The organism is Shewanella waksmanii (genome assembly GCF_043643685.1).
Lineage (GTDB): Bacteria > Pseudomonadota > Gammaproteobacteria > Enterobacterales > Shewanellaceae > Shewanella > Shewanella waksmanii_A.
In genome coordinates this window covers 24,803-43,032 of record NZ_JBHZSN010000014.1, presented here as the reverse complement: position 1 = coordinate 43,032, position 18,230 = coordinate 24,803, and the positions used below count along the sequence as shown (strand labels likewise).

Below are 18,230 nucleotides of genomic sequence, written 5' to 3'. Positions count from 1 at the left end.
GTTTTAGTCATGAATTTTGAGCTTTGATTTTTTAAATTTTCTCAAAGCACCCGCAAATAGTTGCTTTAACCGCTTTGAGGCTGTAACTTTTCTGCCACTTGTCGGGTCTAATGCTGTGTGGATTAGATTTTTGGCCTACTAAATAACAGGAATTAAAATGAAGTTTACCCGAACATTTTCGCTTTTGGTCAGTTTAATGGTCGCGCCGCTGGCCAGCGCAGCGTCAAGCAGTGCTGCAGATGATACTCAAGCACTAAAACAAAAGTTAACTGATACATTAAGTGTCGATGTTCATAGCATCTCTCCTTCAGCGGTTCCTGGCTTGTATGAAGCGCTAACTAACCGCGGTGTACTGTACATATCTAAAGATGGTAGCAAGTTACTCCATGGCAACATGTATGACATGGATAAGGGGATGAAAAATCTGACTGAGGCCGCTATGGCAGGTCCTCGTATTGAGATGATGAAGCCGCTTGAAGATCACATGCTGGTTTACAAAGCCAAAAATGAAAAGCATGTAGTGACTATCTTTACTGATGTCAGTTGTGGCTACTGCCGTAAACTGCACCAAGAGATGGATGAGTATAATGATTTAGGTATTACTGTGCGTTACCTAGCATTCCCTCGTGCAGGTATTCCTTCAGCCAATGCTGATGAAATGGAAGCAGTTTGGTGTGCAAAAGATCCGTTAAAAGCCATGACTGAAGCCAAAACCGGCGGCAACGTTAAACGCGCTAGCTGTGATGCCAAAATTGCTGAGCAATATAACTTAGGTCAAACCTTTGGTGTTAGTGGTACGCCTGCCATTATTTTAGAAGATGGCACTATGGTTCCTGGGTATCAGCCACCAGCAGCATTATTAAGAACGGTTGAGTCAATCGTTAACTAGAACGTATTTACCTATCGCGGTTGAATGATGTTCGAATGGGGCACCTAGCCAACACTGTTTTTATCACGATAAGTGGCGGTGAGTTATATACCGCTTAGCAGGCTAAGCCAACTATCTCTTAGCAAAATAGCTCTGAGTAGATCACTTGCTTATGCTGATTGGTATTACTCAAAAAGGCGAGCAATTAGCTCGCCTTTTTTATTGCCTAATTAGTGGTGAGTTGTGACTAGGCAAATGCTATGCTATTTGACAATATTTGCTATGAGAACCTGATAACTGTGATTCGAACCATCCGTCGTCGCCTCGCTGTAGATGACAGCCACTTACCTGCTCACCTTTCTCCACTAATAAAACAAATTTATGCGGTTCGTGGTTGTGTTGTACAAGATTGCGAGTTGTCGTTATCCAACTTGCTAACACCCGAGCAGATGGCGGGGTTATCTGCTGCCAGCGCAATCATTTGCCAAGCCATTATGGATAATCGCAAAATTTTGATTATGGGTGACTTTGATGCAGATGGTGCGACGTCAACCGCGGTGTGTATGTTAGCGCTGAAGCAAATGGGGGCACAACAGGTTAGCTATTTGATCCCGAATCGATTTGATTTTGGTTATGGGTTAAGTCCTGAAATTGTCGAAGTGGCCTACGGACAAGGCGCTGAGCTGTTAATCACCGTAGATAATGGTATTTCCTCAATCGATGGTGTGCTTGCAGCTAAGGCTTTAGGCATGCAAGTGGTGATTACCGATCACCACTTGCCAGGTAACTCTTTGCCTGAAGCCGATGCGATTGTTAACCCTAATATTGCCGAGTGTGGTTTTGCCAGTAAGTCCATTGCCGGGGTTGGCGTGGCCTTCTATCTGATGTCTGCGGTTAGATCTGAGCTTAGAAAACACAATTGGTATCAGCAACAAGCTATTGCAGAGCCCAATCTAGGCCAATTATTAGACGTGGTTGCCTTGGGCACCGTCGCTGATGTCGTGGCTTTGGATGGTAATAATCGCATTTTAGTGCAAGCTGGACTTAAGCGGGTTCGTTCTGGTCGTTGTCGCCCAGGTATTACAGCATTATTAGAGGTCGCGAAACGTAACCCTCAGCGTATCATTGCCGCAGACTTTGGTTTTGCAGTCGGGCCACGTTTAAATGCTGCTGGTAGGCTCGATGAGATGGCGCTGGGTGTAGAGACGTTATTGTGTGATGACATCATGCTCGCTAGACGAATGGCGGCACAGCTCGATAGTTTAAATGCTGAGCGTCGCGACTTAGAAGCCGATATGCAGCAAGAGGCACTTAAAAGTTTACAAGCCCTCAGCCTAGATGAGCAAACCTTACCTTGGGCAATAGCATTATACCAAAGTGACTGGCACCAAGGGGTTATTGGTATTTTGGCATCAAGAATTAAGGACAGATATCACCGCCCCGTTATCGCATTTGCCCAAGCTAGTGACGAAGAGATTAAAGGATCAGCCCGATCAATTAAAGGCTTGCATATGCGGGATGCGTTGGAGTTAATTAATACTCGCTATCCTGGGATGATTACTAAATTTGGCGGCCATGCCATGGCGGCAGGCTTGTCTTTGAAAAAAGGCTACTTTGACCAGTTTGCTAAGGCTTTTGATGACGTTGTTCGAGAGCTACTCGATGAAGCTGATTTAACTGGAGAGTTGTTAAGTGATGGCGAGCTAAATGCTGTGGATTTAACCATAGAAAATGCAGAACTGTTACGCGAAGCTGGTCCCTGGGGACAAGCATTTCCTGAGCCTTTATTTGACGGTTATTTTCGTATCGTGCAGCAACGTATTGTTGGTGAAAAACATCTAAAACTGGTGCTGGAAACAGAATGCAGCCGCGTGATGGTTGACGCTATTGCGTTTAATGTTGATATGGCCGTTTGGCCTGATGCGACAGTGCAATATGCCCATGTGGTTTATAAACTGGATGTGAACGAATTTCGCGGTAAGCAAACACTGCAGTTGATGATTGAACAGATAGAACCTAAATAGGCTAGGGCGAGTTGATATTTGAGGAAAAAATCGGCTTTCAGGCTCCGCTAGCAAATAAAACCTGCCACATTGATAGCGTGGCAGGTTATTTCAGCAATTTATTACAGCTGGTTTATTTTACGGTTTTTACGCCGTCAGGACTGCCGACGAGTAGCACATCCGCACCACGCTGAGCGAACAAACCATTGGTTACTACGCCAACAATCTGATTGATCTGCTCTTCGAGCTCTTTTGGGTTGATGATTTTTAAATTGTGCACATCAAGAATGATGTTGCCGTTGTCGGTGACAACGCCTTCGCGATAGACAGGATCCCCACCTAGTTTGACTAATTGTCTCGCCACATAAGAGCGTGCCATTGGGATCACTTCCACAGGTAGGGGAAATTCGCCAAGGATATCGACTTGCTTGGTATTATCAACAATACAAACAAACTTATCAGCTACTGCAGCAACGATTTTTTCGCGGGTTAATGCGGCACCACCGCCTTTAATCATGTCCATATGGCCATTGATCTCATCCGCGCCATCAACATACACGGACAACTCGTTTACGCTGTTGAGGTCAAATACTGGAATGCCTAAGGCTTTCATTTTCTCTGTAGAGGCTTCTGAGCTAGAAACCGCACCTTCGATATCGGCCTTCATCGTTGCTAAGGCATCGATAAAGTGATTTACCGTTGAGCCTGTACCTACACCGACAATACTGTCTTTTTCTACATAGTCTAAAGCAGCCCATCCAGCGGCTTTCTTCATTTCATCTTGAGTCATGCTTGTGTCCTAGCTAGAAGTATTGGCTCATTATAACCCGACTTAGTGTGTTGATGGGCTCAATTTTTCAAACTTAAGGCAACAAAGTTAGGTCTAGCAAAAACTGTGGCTCAGGAGTAACGTAGTTGGCAGATGAAAATGGAAAGCTTCTATACAACATGAAGCGTGACTGTAAGGGATTTTTTGTATGGCTGGGGTAAGTTTATTAGCACTGTTGGATGATATTGCGGCGATTTTGGATGATGTGGCCTTAATGAGTAAGGTTGCCGCTAAAAAAACTGCCGGGGTATTGGGAGATGATCTTGCATTAAATGCCCAACAGGTGTCCGGTGTCTCTGCAGATAGAGAGTTGCCTGTGGTGTGGGCCGTTGCTAAAGGTTCATTTAAAAATAAGTGTTTCTTGGTGCCAGGTGCACTACTGATTAGTGCTTTTTTGCCTTGGGCAATCACACCTCTGCTTATGTTTGGTGGTTTGTTTCTCTGTTATGAAGGTTTTGAAAAGGTTTACCATAGCTTCAGTCATGGTAATGATAAAAACGAGGTTGATGAGCAAAACCTTGCTGAAGCAATGGCAGACCTTGAAGCCTTCGAGAAAAAGAAAATAGCCGGCGCGATAAGAACCGATTTTGTTCTGTCTGCTGAGATTATTGCTATCACCTTAGGTGTGGTGGCCGAGAGCAGTTTTACTACGCAAGTATTCACACTAAGCGCCATTGCAATTCTAATGACCATAGGTGTGTATGGGCTGGTGGCTGGCATTGTTAAATTAGATGACTTTGGTTTGTACCTCACTCGACGTGAAGGGGAACAGGCTTTGGTGCGTTTTGGTCGCTGGGTAGGTGCTAAATTAGTCAATGCCGCGCCTTATTTAATGCGTGGATTAACTATTGTCGGCACTATTGCGATGTTTATGGTTGGCGGCGGGATTTTAACCCATGGTTTGCATGCAATCAGCAACGGTATTAGCGTTGTAGCAACTTGGGTAGAGACGCTTTCGATTGTAGGGCCGCTGCTTGCTTTTGTCACCCCAAGCCTTCTCAATACGCTATTTGGCGTTTTGGCTGGTGCGTTGGCGTTGATAGGGATGAAACTGCTTGAACAAGTCAAAAAATAATCAATAGTGACAACTTGTTACATTCGTTAGTTAAGTGGTTGTTATAATGATTACTTATGGTTAACATCCTTCCCATTAGATGTTAAGGATTATCCATGAATAAACCAACCACTTTTGGCCTATTGGCTTTGATGTTGACTGGACTGGCCGCATGCGGCGGCGGTTCTGGTAGCAGTGATTCAGGAGACAATGGCTCAGGTACAACTCCTCCTCCAACACCGGCACCGTCATTGAGTTTAGACCAGTGTTTTGTCATGACAATTAATACTGAAGGTGAGCATTTTGGCGAACTCACCTTAGGTATTGATACCACCAACACACCAGTGACTGGCAATAACTTTATTGACTACGTTGAAGAGCAGTTTTACGACGGCACCTTGTTTCACCGAGTGTTGAACAATTTTGTTATCCAAGCGGGTGGCTTTACTGCCGGCATGGAACCCAAAGAGGGTCGCGATCCCATTGTTAATGAAGCCAGTGTTGGACTCAGCAATGAACGTGGCACCTTATCGATGGCAAGAACCAGTCATCCGGATTCAGCCACCTCGCAGTTTTTCATTAATACACTTGATAACCCACAGTTAGACTATAGTGCCAGCGCCTACGGTTATGCGGTATTTGGTCAAGTTATTGAAGGGATGGATGTTGTTGATCAAATCAGTATTGTGAATACTCATTCGGTTGGAAATTATAACGATGTCCCGATCATTGATATCGAAATTGCCAGTGTTGTTGAAACAAATTGTCCTCAATAACGGTCAGTATTATGTGACAACATAAAATGTGTTGTGCTCCATGGTAACCCCAAGCTCAATGGATGAGTTTGGGGTTATCTTTTATTCGACCTAGCTAGATTGTTCAGCACGGCCAAGTATTTTGGCGCAAAGTTTAACGAAGTCTGATGAGGTGATAATACCGATGACATAGTGGTCATCGTCAATCACAGGTAGGCAGCCTAATTTATTGTTGATGAAGTATTGTGCGACAATAGCAAGTGGCTCATCGGCTGTGAGTTTTTGAAAATCCTTTTCCATAATATCTTCGATGGCCGTTTTACGTTCTTTTCTATCGAGTGCCCCAGCGCCATATTGATTGAGCATATTGATCACAGTGGAAATCATCTTCTTATGGGGGATGATTCCAACCAATTGGCCAGTTTGTTCTGAGATAACAGGTAAGTGGCGAACGCCTCTATTTTGCATCAATAAATGGGCATCTTTAATGGTGGCCATATCGCTGATGCTAATGACATTGTCACTCATAATATCGCGAACTTTCATACTTCACTCCATTGATTATTGCAGGCTTTATTATAACCTCAGCGGCTGGGCGATGGCGGTATTTTTGTCGATTTTGTGCTGTTAGAAGCTGAACACGTCTTAAGCACGCTATGGCCAGTATTTATCACTGAATAATCGGTGATACCCATTATGTTTCTTCCTAAGTCTTTCATCTTTTTGACATATAAAGAATATACCATTTTATGGTTAGACCTCTTACCAGATGATTAATAAGCTGCTAATGTAGTCGATTGGTGACCGAAATGCAGCGGTAAGTGTCGCCTTGAGGAGTGGATAAATTGAAGGAGTCAAAATGAAAACAAGAACAACAATAACTCGCCGAGATTTTTTAGCTATGTCAGCCAAAGGCGTCGGTGCCGCAGTGGTATCGTATGGCTTAATGGGCTGTTCAAGCAGCGATGGGGACAGTGAATCAACCGCAAGCGAGGTTAAGGCCGATTTTCTCCACGGTGTTGCTAGTGGCGATCCTAGCCATAGCGCGGTGATATTATGGACCCGAATTACCCCGGAACAACAAACTGATACCTTGGTAAGTTGGGAAGTGGCTACGGACAGTGATTTTAGTGATTTAGTCACTAACGGCGAGATGACCACGACGGCTGCGCAAGATTTTACCGTAAAGATCGATGCCATAGGCCTCAATTCAGGAACCGAGTATTTTTATCGCTTCAAAGTGGGTGAACAGTATTCCCCCGTCGGTACCACCAAAACCCTGCCGCAGGGAGCAATAGATCAAGTCAAGTTAGCGGTATTTTCTTGCGCTAATTACCCTGCAGGACATTTCAATGTTTATGATTTAGCGCTAGCACAGGATAACATCGATGCGGTTGTTCATTTGGGCGATTACCTATACGAATATGGTCGTGGTGGTTATGCCAGTGAAAATGCACAGCAAATGGACCGACAAGTTTTACCTGAAGGAGAGCTACTGACATTAGCGGATTATCGTACCCGTTATGGCCAATATCGCAGCGATGCGGCGTTACAAGGCCTGCATGCCAAGGTTCCTTTTATTACTGTGTGGGACGATCATGAAGTGGCTAATGACGCTTGGCAAGATGGCGCTGAAAACCACAGTGATGAGCAGGGGGACTTCCAAGAGCGTAAGATGCAAGCTTTACAGGCTTATTTTGAGTGGTTGCCGATTCGACCTTGGCAAGAAGGTCAGTATCAAGAAATTTATCGCTCGTTCCAGTTTGGTGATCTAGTCGATTTACATATGTTGGATACGCGCATACTGGGACGCGACAAGCAGCTTGATTATGCAGACTATTTAGACCCTGCAACGGGGAGGATAGACGCGCAAAGATTTAGTGCGGATGTTAGCAGTAGCACTCGGACCATGTTAGGTGCAGATCAATTGCAATGGCTGCAAGCGCAATTGTTGACCTCATCGGCCAAGTGGCAATTATTAGGTCAACAGGTACTGATGGGGCAAATGCTGTTGCCTGCGGCAATTGCAACTCAGCAGTTGTCAGTCACCGAGTTTGGTGAGTTAGTAGCATTACTGCAGATTGGTCAACGATTAGAGCAAAACGATCCAACCATCACCACCTTTGAATATACGTTCTATATTGAGAACCAACATAGGTTGACGCCACAAGCTATCGCCTTAGTACAGATGCCTGCCATTCCTTATAACTTGGATGCTTGGGATGGCTATGCTTACGAGCGAGAAGTTATCTTAGCAACGGCGAAGTCGCAACAAAAAAACTTAGTGGTGATTGCCGGAGATACCCATAATGCGTGGGCTAATGAGTTAACAGATATACATGGAGATAAAGTAGGGGTTGAGTTTGCGACTAGCTCAGTATCTTCTCCAGGGCTCGAGTATTACTTGGGGATTGCTGCCGATGCTCAAAAGCAGACTGAAGCGGGTATCGTCGATCTGGTGGCGGGGCTACAATACACAAATTTGCGAGACCGAGGGTTTATGACATTGACCTTCACTCAGCAAGAGGTGACTACTGATTGGCATTATGTTGATACCGTGCTGGCTACTGATTATGTTGAAGCAACCGATAAACATACTCAGGCAGTGACACGAATTGGAGAGCATAGTATCTCGCTAAATTAAGGCATAATGGCTCACGGTAGGGGATTACTCATATCGTGAGCTAGCTAACAATCCCTCCATAAGTTTTTGATAAATTCTGCAGCATCTAATGTAGTTTTAGTATAAAATTGCGCCCCAAAATCCAGTAGGTACAAGATATGCTACGTTTGTAATGAACAAGTGGCATAGGGTACTAGGTTGAATTTTGGACCTGTACTTATCTACTATTTGACCAAAATATAAAATAAGATGGGGACGGTCCAATGTCAGAAAAACGCTTTATTACCGCGCAGGAATTACTTGAGGATTCTTTTCGTTTAGCCTCTCAAGTCTATGAAAGTGGCTTTCGACCGCAATTCATTGTTGGTATTTGGCGTGGTGGCGCTCCAATTGGTATTGCCGTACAAGAGTTTTTTGACTTTAAAAAAGTCGAGACTGACCACATTGCCGTTCGTACTTCTTCTTATTATGGTATTAATCAACAAAGTAAAAAGATTAAGGTTCATGGTCTGCATTACATCATTGAAAATGCTAATGCGACTGATGGATTATTGATTGTTGATGATGTATTTGACTCAGGTCGTAGTATTCAAGCCTTGATTGCAAAACTACAAGAGCAGATGCGACTAAATATGCCTCAAGATGTGCGTATTGCCTGCCCTTACTACAAGCCAAAAAATAATAGTGTATCTATTTCTCCTGATTACTTTATTCATGAGTCAGAAGAGTGGTTAGTTTTCCCTCATGAGGTGTCTGGACTGTCTGCGCAAGAGATTGCTGAAGGCAAAGGTGATTTGAAAAATATCAAAGATCTATTTGCGTAAACTGCTCACAGTCTTCGATGTGAAAAAGCCAGCGTTAATCGCTGGCTTTTTTGTGCTTAATATGGATACCTATAAACGGTCTATCTCTTTGCTAAGTTGATAAGATTTGTCAGTTACGATGGTTTCTAAGCTTGCTAGACGTTGTTTTATTTGTGCAAGCTCCGCTTGCAGTGCTTCTACTTCAGCGTTGGCTGCACTGTGGTGATGACGTTTGTTATATTCTTTGTAAGCACTCACCGCAAAAGCGCCAATAATAGCAATAGCTGCAATTTCAAATGGTCCCATAGTATTCCCTCTCTATTTCTTGGTATCGATATCAAGCTCATTTGATATCACGATTGTATGCTGGTTTGTCTTATAGTAAGTGAAAGCAAAGACTATACCAGTTACAAAAGTCATTTAATTTCAGATCATTAAAAAATAATTTCAATTTTCATAAGGTTAAAAGTTAGCGACTTTGACCAACATGTTCTATTTGGCCTACTGTTTTAACATGCGCTCACTGATGGTGATGCACTGCTGCTCTGCCTGAATAGCCAATTTTAGCCCGCGCTGGGTGACCCGCGACAGTCCTGGTTCATTCGTGAGGACTTCGGTAAGTTTTTGCTTGCCGTTATAGCTGCAGCTCATTGGTAATAAAAACTGGCTGTATATTTTCATGAAATCGTAGCTATGCTTGGCGTCTAACTGACTCAACTGAGATAAACGTTCATCAGCGGTGGCCAGACTTAAGGCTTTTTGCTCGCTAGGGTAAAGGTGTTGCATGATGATGGCCAGCTGCTGGAAATCTTCGTAATTCTGGGTGTGATTTGATTCAAGCACTTGGGTAAGTAGCCGACGTTTCTGCTGAGCTGAACGTTGCGACGCATTTGCGGCGACAAGTGACAGCGCCCCTTGATGGCTATTGTCGAACTGCTGTTCTTGGCGTAGCAAGCGGTTGACTCTTGGGTAATCATAGCGGCTCAGGTGGGTCAGTATTGTCCAGCGTGTCTGCTGATCTAATTCTATACCCTTTAAACTATTGCTGCCGTTCAGTAAATTGGCTAAGTGATGCTGTGCCTGCAAGCTGGTGGCAAAGTTAACGTATTGCTCAAACCATAAAGCCTGTATAAGCGGCTTGTGTAGATTCTGCATCGCTAAGCGTAGGCTCATTTGCTCCATTGCATTTAAAGCTTGGCGTGCGTAGCGTTGATGCATTGGTTGCATCTGCTCTAAATATATTTTGGCCTGTTGGAGCTGACTGAAAACCTGCTGTAACACCTGAGGTTGGGTTTCTTTAGGCAAGTTGATCACGACGGCACCCAGGTATTGCGGCAGGCTAAGCTCACCTTGTAATACACTGTCCCATAAGCCTTGCCATAGCATGCTACGTAATTGAGCATCTTTTAATTTGCCAATTTCAAAAAGCGCGGTTTGCAACGATTTACTGTCGAGTTCAACGTTAACATAGCCCCAGTCCTGATAATTGGGGTAGACCAAATCTGGACAGCGGCTACCCACTAAGCGTTTTACTTCAGTCTGTGGGCCATCATAAGTGATGGCCACGGTTGAGTTACGATGTAACTCGCTGCGTCCCTTGGTAAATAAGCCGATATTGATCCGCTGTCTTTTATAGTGGTTAGCTTGCTCTCCCATCACACGTTGATGGATAACAAAACGGCTTATACGATTATTTTCGCATTGATATTCGGCTTTAATTGAGTTTAAACCACTTGAGAGTACCCATTGCTGATACCAAGTTTGTAAGTCTGTTTTGGCCGCTTTTGAAAGCGTGTTAATAAAGGCGTCGCTGCTAGCGCTTTGGAATCGGTACTCAGTGAGATAGTCTTTGATGCCTTGATAAAATGCGCGATCGCCAATCAGGTGATTAAGCTGTCCGATACTCGAAAGCCCTTTTTGCCGAGTAATATCATCAACATGGTCAAGAGGCATGTTGGTGTCGACATGGCTGGGTTGCAGTGCATGACTCGATACTAATCGGTCTTCATTATAAGCTTGTTGTTTAGCGAAGGTACCTTGAGCTTGTTTGTCTGACAAAGATTGCTGGCTAAGCTGCGAAGACATGTACAACGCCATACTTTCATTTAGCCATTGTTGATCCCACCACTTAATTGCCACCAGGTTGCCGAACCATTGGCGAGTTAGATCACTCATAATTTGTAGAGATGATTGCTGCCCTTGCTGCTGCCAAAAATCTGCTTCATTGATGAGATTGGTGGCACTACTTTCCATAGCAAAAGGAATCGCTTGTGGCACTAGAACATAGTTATATTGCGCAAAAGGGTAGGCCACATCTAATCGAGATGCTAACGCATCGATTGCCGATCCAATGCGCACTAAAAAGGTGTCATCGTCAAATAGTTGAGCTTGGGATTGGCGAATATATAAACCTAACTTAGGCGTGCCTTCTTGCTGCCACTGTGTAAATGGGCCTGCATGTAATGAAAACTGGTAGGGGCTGATTGTTTCTGTTTGCGCAAATTGCCACTGTTGAGTTGGGCCTTGAGACTGTATGCGAGTTGCTGGTGTGGTGCTGATGACTTGCCAAGCTTGTGGCGCAGTCACCGTTAAGGTAAAACGGCCGCGAATATCAGGTTGATCAAACAGTGGAAACAACTTTTTAGCTGAGGCCGGCTTTAAGAAAGAGTACAGGTAATGCTGGTTGTCTTGTGGGTCAGTAATTTTGAATAAACCATCAGGGCTATCACTGTATTGACGTTGATAATGTAAGCTTATCTGGTTTGCACCACGGTTTAGTAATCCTGAGGGTAGTGTGAATACTTGCTCATTATAATTGGGGTAAAGGGGCCGCCCATTTAAGCGAAACTGACTGACTTGGGCGGCAGCGAGATCAAGGGTAAGCGGTGTGCTGTTATCATTCAATGTAAACTCAATTTGAGCTTGGCCACTGAACGAATCTGAGTGGCTGATATCAAGTTGATAATGGTAGCTGACTTCACTGATTCTAGCTTGGCGTTCGGATGCTTGCTGCTGAGTTAAATTATTACTGCTAAGTGCTTGCTGAGAAGGGTTTGCGGGGGTGCTATTGCAGGCGCTAACCAGTACACAACTAATGAAAACAAATCCAATACACAACCAGTTCAACGCTAGCGGCCTCAATTCTTATTGTAATAGGGCCACTATTCTTAACATTTAGTCATAAAAAAACCAGCGATTTCGCTGGTTTTTTTAGCTTTTAGTCCGATTACAGGCCTAAAAAGGATTTTGACTTAGTTTTACGAATTTCTTTTTCGTCAGACCACTCAATAAGACCGGTTTCTAAGTCCATAAGGCGCATGGTCATTTTGTAGTAGACATCTTTGGTGCTGCCATCTTGTTTGACGATGCTAGATAGGTTGCCGTAAAGCATATATTGCGCACCAATTTGGCGACCAAAATTAATGGCAGTAGACGGGTCTACCATGCCAGAGTTGTTTTGGTAATCGAGCTGTTTACGAACAGCATCAACTTTGGTCATATCGATGAAACGGAACTTACCAGATCGCAGAAGTTTATTACTGATAGAGTCGGTAACAGATTCGGTATCGATATGCTCTGAGGTTTTATTTTTGATCTTGTCGACAAAAATAATCGGGCGATCGTTAGCTGTCATGGCCACTACTGGCGGGAAAGTCAGCATGCTATCGACCATTTTCGCGGTGATGGCTTGTAGGTCGGTAGAGCCAAAGTTTTCATTGACGGTTTCAACTTCTGTTGCGTCACCATATTGAACTTTCGATTGGCAGCCTGCTAGGCCAATAGCCACAGCAATAATAAATATTAGATTAAACTTTTTCATAAAATACCGATTCCTATATGGTTGGTTCGGATCTGTAAGACTCACTGAAGCCAAAAACACTGCTGAGCAACAGAACTTATATAATTATTGAATAAAAACGGGTGTAATTTCCAGTATCAATTGCCCAAACTAATGTTGTCCGTCCGGGTCTGATATCTATCTTAGTCGTGGCACGGTTATCGATGCCGACATTATATTCGCCTGCATCAACATAGCTTCTCGCGATCTGCGCTTGCTGGGGTAAGGTTAGCCAACTACGACGATCTGCTTGTTCACTGACCACATTGAAAATTTGCATAGCAATAGCGCCATAGTCGGTTTCATTATGACGCCTTTTGGATTCACTGCGCACACTGCTGGCCATTTCAGCTTTTGCATAGACACGGGCTGCTTGGCGAACTAGTGCCATGGGTAATTCTTCTTTTAGTGCCGTGACGGCTAAAGCATCTATGTTGGCAATCGCTTGCGCTTTAAGCGGCTTAGGTAGGCCACTTATGTTTGCAGCTTTAGCTTTGGGCGGCATGAAAGAATAGGTGGCTAATGCGGCTGTTTGCCAATTGCCATCTATTCTAAATGGTACGCTAAAGCTTTGCTTTTCTGGGACAAAACCGCGCTCAACTAAAAAGATAACTTGGCCTTGCCCTTTACCTTGTTGAGGGGCTTGGCCCCAACGTTTGCGAAACTCGTCTGCTTGAGGCATCGCCAGCTGTTGCGATAATCTTACAAGATCTTGTTGGAGATAACGGTTATTGGGGGCAATTTGTGCCGCTTTACGGTAGTCGATGAAGGCATCGTTGGCTTCACCTAACAATTCATACAATAACCCAGTTGTATAGTAACTGTAGGCATTGAGAAATGAGCTAGTCACACTGCCGGCGACATCATCTAAGCGTTGCATTTCTGCATCGACAGTGCCATTAGCCATCGCTTGCACGGACTTCATGGACTTTTGATAGCGACGTTGTTCAGCACTTTGTAATTCATTGGCTCGGCGAACTTCGACTAAGGCACCTTGGCTATCACCACTAAACAGGTAATTGAGTGCTTGGTATTGGTGCAGCATAATGCGCTCATAACCCGCTCCGCGGTAGGGGATGACATTGTCATTGATAAAAATACTGCTGGCAGTGGCGCCCACATCGGTGACCGATACTGTGGCTTGGTCATCAAACTTTTTGTAACCGCGTTCAGCGGCTTGGTAATATTGCTTACTGGCGCTAAAATCGCCGCTGATTTGTGCAACTCGCCCCGCTTCTTGGGCATAGAGTAGGCCATCAGCACCGTTAATTTTGTCACTTACCTCTTTAATGCCTGCACTGGGCGTTGCGCTGTTGATCTGAGCTTTTACTGGGCTTATCTGTGATGGGTAACTAATGAATATGCTGTTGAGTGCGCAACCGGTTAAGGAAACACATAGCATCAGGGTTACTGCAAGTTGCTTCATTGAGTTAACTCCATCTGAAATTGCTGCCGCTCCATTAAGGTGATGCCCTGCAAGTGGTCAAATTCATGCTGAAAAACACGTGCAATAAAGTCGCTTAAGACCTGTTGTTGCCATTGTCCTGTCACAGTTTGAAAGCGCACCTCAATGGCCTTGAACCTTGCAATACTAAAACGTTTGTTTGCCAGAGACAAACACCCTTCTTCTCCCCAGATTAATTGCTCGTCAACCACTTGGTAGCTGGGATTACACATCACGCAAGGTTCCATTAGTGGTGCATCAGGGTAGCGTTGATTAGGGCGCGAGGCGAGGATAAATACAGCAAGATTGTGACCCACTTGTGGTGCGGCAATGCCCACCCCCGCATAGGCTTGCATCGTTGACATCATCTCTTCGACCAAGTCTTGCAAAGACAAGTCAAAGTTTATTACGGCATTGGCTTGCTGAGCCAACTGAGGATCACCGTATTGTAGGATGTTTAGCATGCATCGCCTTAATGATTGTGCTGATTCAATGTTTAGTAGTGAGGAGGCGGCGTTTCTTCCGCTTGAGTTGCAATATTACTGGGTTCAGCTGCGCGTAATTTGCTGACCAATAAACGAATAGTTTCTTGCTGCTTTTCAAGGCATTCATTGAGTGTAATGACTTGCTGGTTTAGCGCTTCGATGGTGTCTTCCTGAAAAGAAAGTTTCATCTCTAATTCGGCGACGCGTTGTTCTAATTGCTGCATGTTGCTCTCTAATTATGGGGAACGGCCCAAGTCTCCAATAAACCGTTGCTACTTAGACTAACAAGTTCATGATTAGCCTTGTTTGCCACAGAGTATACTACGGCTCCCTTGATTTGCGCATGCTCTGTACGGTTAACTCGCCAATTTGCGAGCTGATTCCCCGTATTTACTTGCCATAGCATGACCTCGCGAGCGGGCGTGCCGGTCATCAGCCAGTGGTTATTATTGGTAAAGCGTGCGGTAGAAAAGTTCATTTTACGTCGTTTGATTTTTAGTTGGCTGACCATAGCTGCATTGCTGATTTGCCAAATTTTAGCTTGGTTAGTGCTGTCACTCGCAAAGGCTAAGCTCGCGTCTTGGTTGAGAGCGACCTGAGTGACACGAGAGTCCAACTGCCATTGTTGAACGGGCTGGCCGGTATCGGCTCGCCAAACGATAACTTGGTTGTCATTGGCACCGCTAATTGCGGTATACCCATCAGCAGAGATCGCCACACGATTTACTTTTTCTGTATGACCAAGAAACTGAATGAGGCGTTGTTTGCTTGGGTCAAGTGACATGACACTGGCATCGCTTAAACCGACGAGTAAGTTGCCGCGGTCAGAGACGGCTACAGATTGCCCAGACGCCGGTAAAGACCACCAACCTAATGATTGACCGTCGGCAATTTGCCATAGCGCAACTGAATGTTTGCTTAATGAAGCCGCAAATTGGCCATTGGCTGAAATGGCGGTATCAATGGCATCGCTATTGTTGTCGGTGCCGTGAACCCAATGATATTTTTGCTGTAAAGAGATGAGGTCCCACAGTTGTAAGTCATTATTACTGGTGCTAATTAATGCCAAACTGCCATCTTCAGACAAGGTGGCGCTATAGCTTGGTTGACTAATAAGCTGTTGACTCTCTCCCTGTGGCTGACAGGCAATTAAACAGGCAGCGAAAATAAGTAAAACAACTTTTTTCATGAACTTCTCCCTGTTGTTGATGTCGATAGCCCATAAGCTATTTTATGCCAATTAACATTAATACACACCAGTTTGACAGAATTTAGATAGATTGCTCATCGCTTTTAACTGAAAACCATGTTAGACATAATGTAATTGGTATATGTTAATTAACTAGTATAAAGTGGTTCGCCTTAGATAAGTAAGGTGATAGTCACTAAAAGAAATTTGCTGAGGAAGCTTGAATGAAATCTATCTATAAATATTCATTGGTCGCGCTAGCTGTTGTGGGGCTTACTGCATGTAATCAAGAGCAGAAGGCGGCAGAAACAGTAGCGAAAGTTGAACTGACTACTGAAGCACAGAAAGAAGCGTACAGCGTTGGTGCATCAATTGGTAAGTACATGTCAGGTCACATCAAAGAGCAAGAAGATTTAGGTTTCAATGTTGACCGTGACCTTATCATTACCGGTTTCAGCAACGGTTTAAATGATGAGCTAAAGCTAACTGAAGAAGAGATGCAAACCGTACTACAAGCGTTAGACGGTAAGTTAAATGAGAAGCGTCAAGCGCAAGCGACTGCGCTAGCTGAAAAAGCACTAGCAGAAAGCAAAGCCTTTTTAGAAGCAAATAAAGCTAAAGAAGGCGTAACGACGACTGAGTCAGGTCTGCAATATGAAGTATTGACTGAAGGTTCTGGTGAGAAGCCGGCTGCGGAAGATACTGTTGAAGTACACTATGTTGGTACGCTAACTGATGGCACTGAATTTGATAGCTCTGTTGCTCGTGGCGAAAGTGCTAAGTTCCCACTTAACCGTGTTATTCCTGGTTGGACTGAAGGCGTTCAGTTAATGTCTGTAGGCTCAAAGTATAAGTTTGTTATCCCTTCAGAGTTAGCTTATGGCGACCGTGACACGGGCACTATTCCTGCCAACTCAACGCTGATTTTCGAAGTTGAGTTACTGTCTATTGAGAAAGCCGCTGCGCCAACAGCTGAAGCTGATCATGGCCATGCACACTAATTGGTAGCAGTTGATTAAAAGGGCGCCAGTTGGCGCCCTTTTTTATGCCACATTGTCACAGTGGATTACCTCTAGGGTGAGTCGCGCTATAATGGGAAATTACCTGATAGCGTATAATAGATGTAGGTTTGCCCAATGGAATATGATTTTCGCCGTAATAATTTAACTGGCACGTTAGTGGCTAATTTTAGTATGGATCATGAAATCCTAGGATTTTGGTTTGTTGAAGAGTTGGGCGAAGATAAAGCAAAGATTTCACAGATAGAGACTGCGATTGATAAATTGCAGCAGGGCGTTATTCAGACATGGTTACTAACGGGGCGTGGCGTGTCAGTCGCTATCGATCAAGAACAAGTTAGGGTGTTTGCTAATGAATTAGATATCGAACAAGAGTATGAGTTTGATGAGGCTTTTTCATTATACAACGGTGAGTCTGAAGCCTTCTGCGGACTAGAAGATTTTCTTTATGCACTTCAAAGTTGGCAGGACTTTATCTCTGATAGCTAAGGGGGCGGGCATAAAAAAGCCGTGAATTTATCACGGCCTCAGGGACGACTGCCTTGGCGTCAGCTATATAAACCGTGGTTTATTGATTTAAATAGCGAACTGCCATTTCTGTGCGAGATTTAGCATTGGCTTTACGCAGCAAGTTTTTCACGTGCACTTTAACAGTGCCTTCACTGATATGCAGTTGTTCAGAAATAACTCGATTGCTTTTCCCTTCTGCTAGCAGCTCCAAAATTTGCAGCTCCCGTGGAGTTAGGTTACTGACCCACTCTTGTTCATCAGCTGCATCCTTTAACTCGTAAAGATAGTCTTCTACTGATTCTGAAATAACACGGTGACCTAGCATGGTGTTTTTCAATTTCTCAAGCAGTAAATCGGGCTCAGTGTCTTTTAGTAGGTAGCCATCTGCGCCGGCGCGAACTAAACGAATCACATCTTGTTTGGCATCGCTAACGGTTAAGATCACAATACGAGAAGTGACACCTTCTTGTCGTAAAGCATTGAGGGTGTCTAATCCAGTCATGCCTTTCATGTTGAGGTCTAAAAGTACGATATCTGGCTCATCGTCGGCAACAGCCGATAGCGCATCTAAACCGGTACCCGCTTCACCGAATAGGGTAAAATCTGAATCTGATGTAATTAATTGGCAGATACCACGACGAAGCAGTGGATGATCGTCGACAACAAGTACTGAATAGGGTTTGCCCATGGATTATGTTACCTCCAACTGAAGTCTAATTGACCGTAGTGTCTTGGTGTATGCGCTCAAGCTTACTCCCTCTGTTAATGAATGCAAGCGTCGCGCTAAATTAGCACGGTAGTTTGGCTGTT

At 44.3% G+C, this 18,230-nt stretch carries 18 protein-coding genes; 8 read left to right on the top strand and 10 right to left on the bottom strand.

The window, feature by feature from the left end; all coding sequences use genetic code 11:
* Nucleotides 1–157: 157 nt before the first annotated feature.
* Complete coding sequence (dsbC, locus tag ACHUFW_RS18450; RefSeq protein WP_394205127.1) at nt 158–889, top strand: bifunctional protein-disulfide isomerase/oxidoreductase DsbC; 732 nt, start codon at nt 158–160, stop codon at nt 887–889.
* A gap of 278 nt (nt 890–1,167) precedes the next feature.
* Complete coding sequence (gene recJ, locus ACHUFW_RS18445) at nt 1,168–2,892, top strand: single-stranded-DNA-specific exonuclease RecJ (protein WP_394205261.1); 1,725 nt, start codon at nt 1,168–1,170, stop codon at nt 2,890–2,892.
* A gap of 112 nt (nt 2,893–3,004) precedes the next feature.
* Here the strand turns inward: recJ and rpiA are convergent, their stop codons facing one another.
* Nucleotides 3,005–3,661, bottom strand: coding sequence for a ribose-5-phosphate isomerase RpiA (gene rpiA / locus ACHUFW_RS18440; RefSeq protein ID WP_394205125.1), 657 nt, complete (start codon nt 3,659–3,661; stop codon nt 3,005–3,007).
* Nucleotides 3,662–3,848: 187 nt separating this feature from the next.
* Between rpiA and ACHUFW_RS18435 the strand changes: the two genes are divergently transcribed.
* Entirely contained in the window at nt 3,849–4,775 is a 927-nt protein-coding gene (locus ACHUFW_RS18435) for a DUF808 domain-containing protein (RefSeq protein ID WP_394205123.1), read from the top strand.
* A 95-nt stretch (nt 4,776–4,870) separates the two neighbouring features.
* A complete protein-coding gene (locus ACHUFW_RS18430; RefSeq protein WP_394205122.1) occupies nt 4,871–5,530 on the top strand; it encodes a peptidylprolyl isomerase in 660 nt (219 codons plus the stop codon).
* A 90-nt stretch (nt 5,531–5,620) separates the two neighbouring features.
* On the opposite strand, the gene ACHUFW_RS18425 is transcribed toward ACHUFW_RS18430, so the two are convergent.
* Nucleotides 5,621–6,055, bottom strand: coding sequence for a CBS domain-containing protein (locus ACHUFW_RS18425; RefSeq protein WP_394205120.1), 435 nt, complete (start codon nt 6,053–6,055; stop codon nt 5,621–5,623).
* Between the two features lie 313 nt (nt 6,056–6,368).
* Here ACHUFW_RS18425 and ACHUFW_RS18420 point away from each other — a divergent pair, with 313 nt between their 5' ends.
* The gene (locus ACHUFW_RS18420; RefSeq protein ID WP_394205119.1) at nt 6,369–8,153 is read left to right on the top strand and encodes an alkaline phosphatase D family protein; all 1,785 of its coding nucleotides are present in this window, start codon (nt 6,369–6,371) and stop codon (nt 8,151–8,153) included.
* 242 nt (nt 8,154–8,395) lie between these two features.
* A complete protein-coding gene (locus ACHUFW_RS18415; RefSeq protein ID WP_394205117.1) occupies nt 8,396–8,956 on the top strand; it encodes a phosphoribosyltransferase in 561 nt (186 codons plus the stop codon).
* A gap of 69 nt (nt 8,957–9,025) precedes the next feature.
* On the opposite strand, the gene ACHUFW_RS18410 is transcribed toward ACHUFW_RS18415, so the two are convergent.
* The 7 genes from ACHUFW_RS18410 to ACHUFW_RS18380 all read right to left on the bottom strand — a co-directional run bounded on the left by ACHUFW_RS18410 (nt 9,026) and on the right by ACHUFW_RS18380 (nt 15,891).
* Nucleotides 9,026–9,241 (bottom strand): hypothetical protein, encoded by a 216-nt coding sequence (locus ACHUFW_RS18410; protein ID WP_394205115.1) that lies wholly within the window; start codon nt 9,239–9,241, stop codon nt 9,026–9,028.
* Between the two features lie 195 nt (nt 9,242–9,436).
* Complete coding sequence (gene pepN / locus ACHUFW_RS18405) at nt 9,437–12,061, bottom strand: aminopeptidase N (protein WP_394205113.1); 2,625 nt, start codon at nt 12,059–12,061, stop codon at nt 9,437–9,439.
* A gap of 100 nt (nt 12,062–12,161) precedes the next feature.
* Complete coding sequence (lpoB, locus tag ACHUFW_RS18400) at nt 12,162–12,755, bottom strand: penicillin-binding protein activator LpoB (RefSeq protein ID WP_394205111.1); 594 nt, start codon at nt 12,753–12,755, stop codon at nt 12,162–12,164.
* 76 nt (nt 12,756–12,831) lie between these two features.
* Nucleotides 12,832–14,199: a COG3014 family protein gene (locus tag ACHUFW_RS18395; protein ID WP_394205110.1), complete on the bottom strand. Its 1,368-nt coding sequence runs from the start codon at nt 14,197–14,199 to the stop codon at nt 12,832–12,834.
* Nucleotides 14,196–14,681, bottom strand: coding sequence for a peptide deformylase (gene def / locus ACHUFW_RS18390; protein ID WP_394205108.1), 486 nt, complete (start codon nt 14,679–14,681; stop codon nt 14,196–14,198). Before def ends, ACHUFW_RS18395 begins: the two co-directional genes overlap by 4 nt.
* 32 nt (nt 14,682–14,713) lie before the next feature.
* Nucleotides 14,714–14,926, bottom strand: a complete 213-nt coding sequence (locus tag ACHUFW_RS18385) for a SlyX family protein (protein WP_394205106.1) — start codon at nt 14,924–14,926, stop codon at nt 14,714–14,716.
* Between the two features lie 8 nt (nt 14,927–14,934).
* Nucleotides 14,935–15,891 carry a WD40 repeat domain-containing protein gene (locus ACHUFW_RS18380; RefSeq protein WP_394205104.1) on the bottom strand — a complete coding sequence of 319 codons (957 nt, stop codon included), beginning with the start codon at nt 15,889–15,891 and terminating at the stop codon, nt 14,935–14,937.
* A 224-nt stretch (nt 15,892–16,115) separates the two neighbouring features.
* On the opposite strand from ACHUFW_RS18380, the gene fkpA reads away from it, so the two are divergent.
* Nucleotides 16,116–16,892 carry an FKBP-type peptidyl-prolyl cis-trans isomerase gene (gene fkpA, locus ACHUFW_RS18375; RefSeq protein ID WP_394205102.1) on the top strand — a complete coding sequence of 259 codons (777 nt, stop codon included), beginning with the start codon at nt 16,116–16,118 and terminating at the stop codon, nt 16,890–16,892.
* A gap of 135 nt (nt 16,893–17,027) precedes the next feature.
* Nucleotides 17,028–17,399 carry a YacL family protein gene (locus ACHUFW_RS18370; RefSeq protein ID WP_394205100.1) on the top strand — a complete coding sequence of 124 codons (372 nt, stop codon included), beginning with the start codon at nt 17,028–17,030 and terminating at the stop codon, nt 17,397–17,399.
* Nucleotides 17,400–17,478: 79 nt separating this feature from the next.
* Here the strand turns inward: ACHUFW_RS18370 and ACHUFW_RS18365 are convergent, their stop codons facing one another.
* Nucleotides 17,479–18,108, bottom strand: a complete 630-nt coding sequence (locus tag ACHUFW_RS18365; RefSeq protein WP_394205098.1) for a response regulator — start codon at nt 18,106–18,108, stop codon at nt 17,479–17,481.
* Nucleotides 18,109–18,230: the final 122 nt, after the last annotated feature.

Excerpts from the sequence above, each read along its gene's own strand:
- dsbC (WP_394205127.1), top strand. The coding sequence starts at position 158 with ATGAAGTTTACCCGAACATTTTCGCTTTTGGTCAGTTTAATGGTCGCG.
- rpiA (WP_394205125.1), bottom strand. The coding sequence starts at position 3,661 with ATGACTCAAGATGAAATGAAGAAAGCCGCTGGATGGGCTGCTTTAGAC.
- ACHUFW_RS18435 (WP_394205123.1), top strand. The coding sequence starts at position 3,849 with ATGGCTGGGGTAAGTTTATTAGCACTGTTGGATGATATTGCGGCGATT.
- ACHUFW_RS18430 (WP_394205122.1), top strand. The coding sequence starts at position 4,871 with ATGAATAAACCAACCACTTTTGGCCTATTGGCTTTGATGTTGACTGGA.
- ACHUFW_RS18425 (WP_394205120.1), bottom strand. The coding sequence starts at position 6,055 with ATGAAAGTTCGCGATATTATGAGTGACAATGTCATTAGCATCAGCGAT.
- ACHUFW_RS18420 (WP_394205119.1), top strand. The coding sequence starts at position 6,369 with ATGAAAACAAGAACAACAATAACTCGCCGAGATTTTTTAGCTATGTCA.
- ACHUFW_RS18415 (WP_394205117.1), top strand. The coding sequence starts at position 8,396 with ATGTCAGAAAAACGCTTTATTACCGCGCAGGAATTACTTGAGGATTCT.
- ACHUFW_RS18410 (WP_394205115.1), bottom strand. The coding sequence starts at position 9,241 with ATGGGACCATTTGAAATTGCAGCTATTGCTATTATTGGCGCTTTTGCG.
- lpoB (WP_394205111.1), bottom strand. The coding sequence starts at position 12,755 with ATGAAAAAGTTTAATCTAATATTTATTATTGCTGTGGCTATTGGCCTA.
- ACHUFW_RS18395 (WP_394205110.1), bottom strand. The coding sequence starts at position 14,199 with ATGAAGCAACTTGCAGTAACCCTGATGCTATGTGTTTCCTTAACCGGT.
- def (WP_394205108.1), bottom strand. The coding sequence starts at position 14,681 with ATGCTAAACATCCTACAATACGGTGATCCTCAGTTGGCTCAGCAAGCC.
- ACHUFW_RS18385 (WP_394205106.1), bottom strand. The coding sequence starts at position 14,926 with ATGCAGCAATTAGAACAACGCGTCGCCGAATTAGAGATGAAACTTTCT.
- ACHUFW_RS18380 (WP_394205104.1), bottom strand. The coding sequence starts at position 15,891 with ATGAAAAAAGTTGTTTTACTTATTTTCGCTGCCTGTTTAATTGCCTGT.
- fkpA (WP_394205102.1), top strand. The coding sequence starts at position 16,116 with ATGAAATCTATCTATAAATATTCATTGGTCGCGCTAGCTGTTGTGGGG.
- ACHUFW_RS18370 (WP_394205100.1), top strand. The coding sequence starts at position 17,028 with ATGGAATATGATTTTCGCCGTAATAATTTAACTGGCACGTTAGTGGCT.
- ACHUFW_RS18365 (WP_394205098.1), bottom strand. The coding sequence starts at position 18,108 with ATGGGCAAACCCTATTCAGTACTTGTTGTCGACGATCATCCACTGCTT.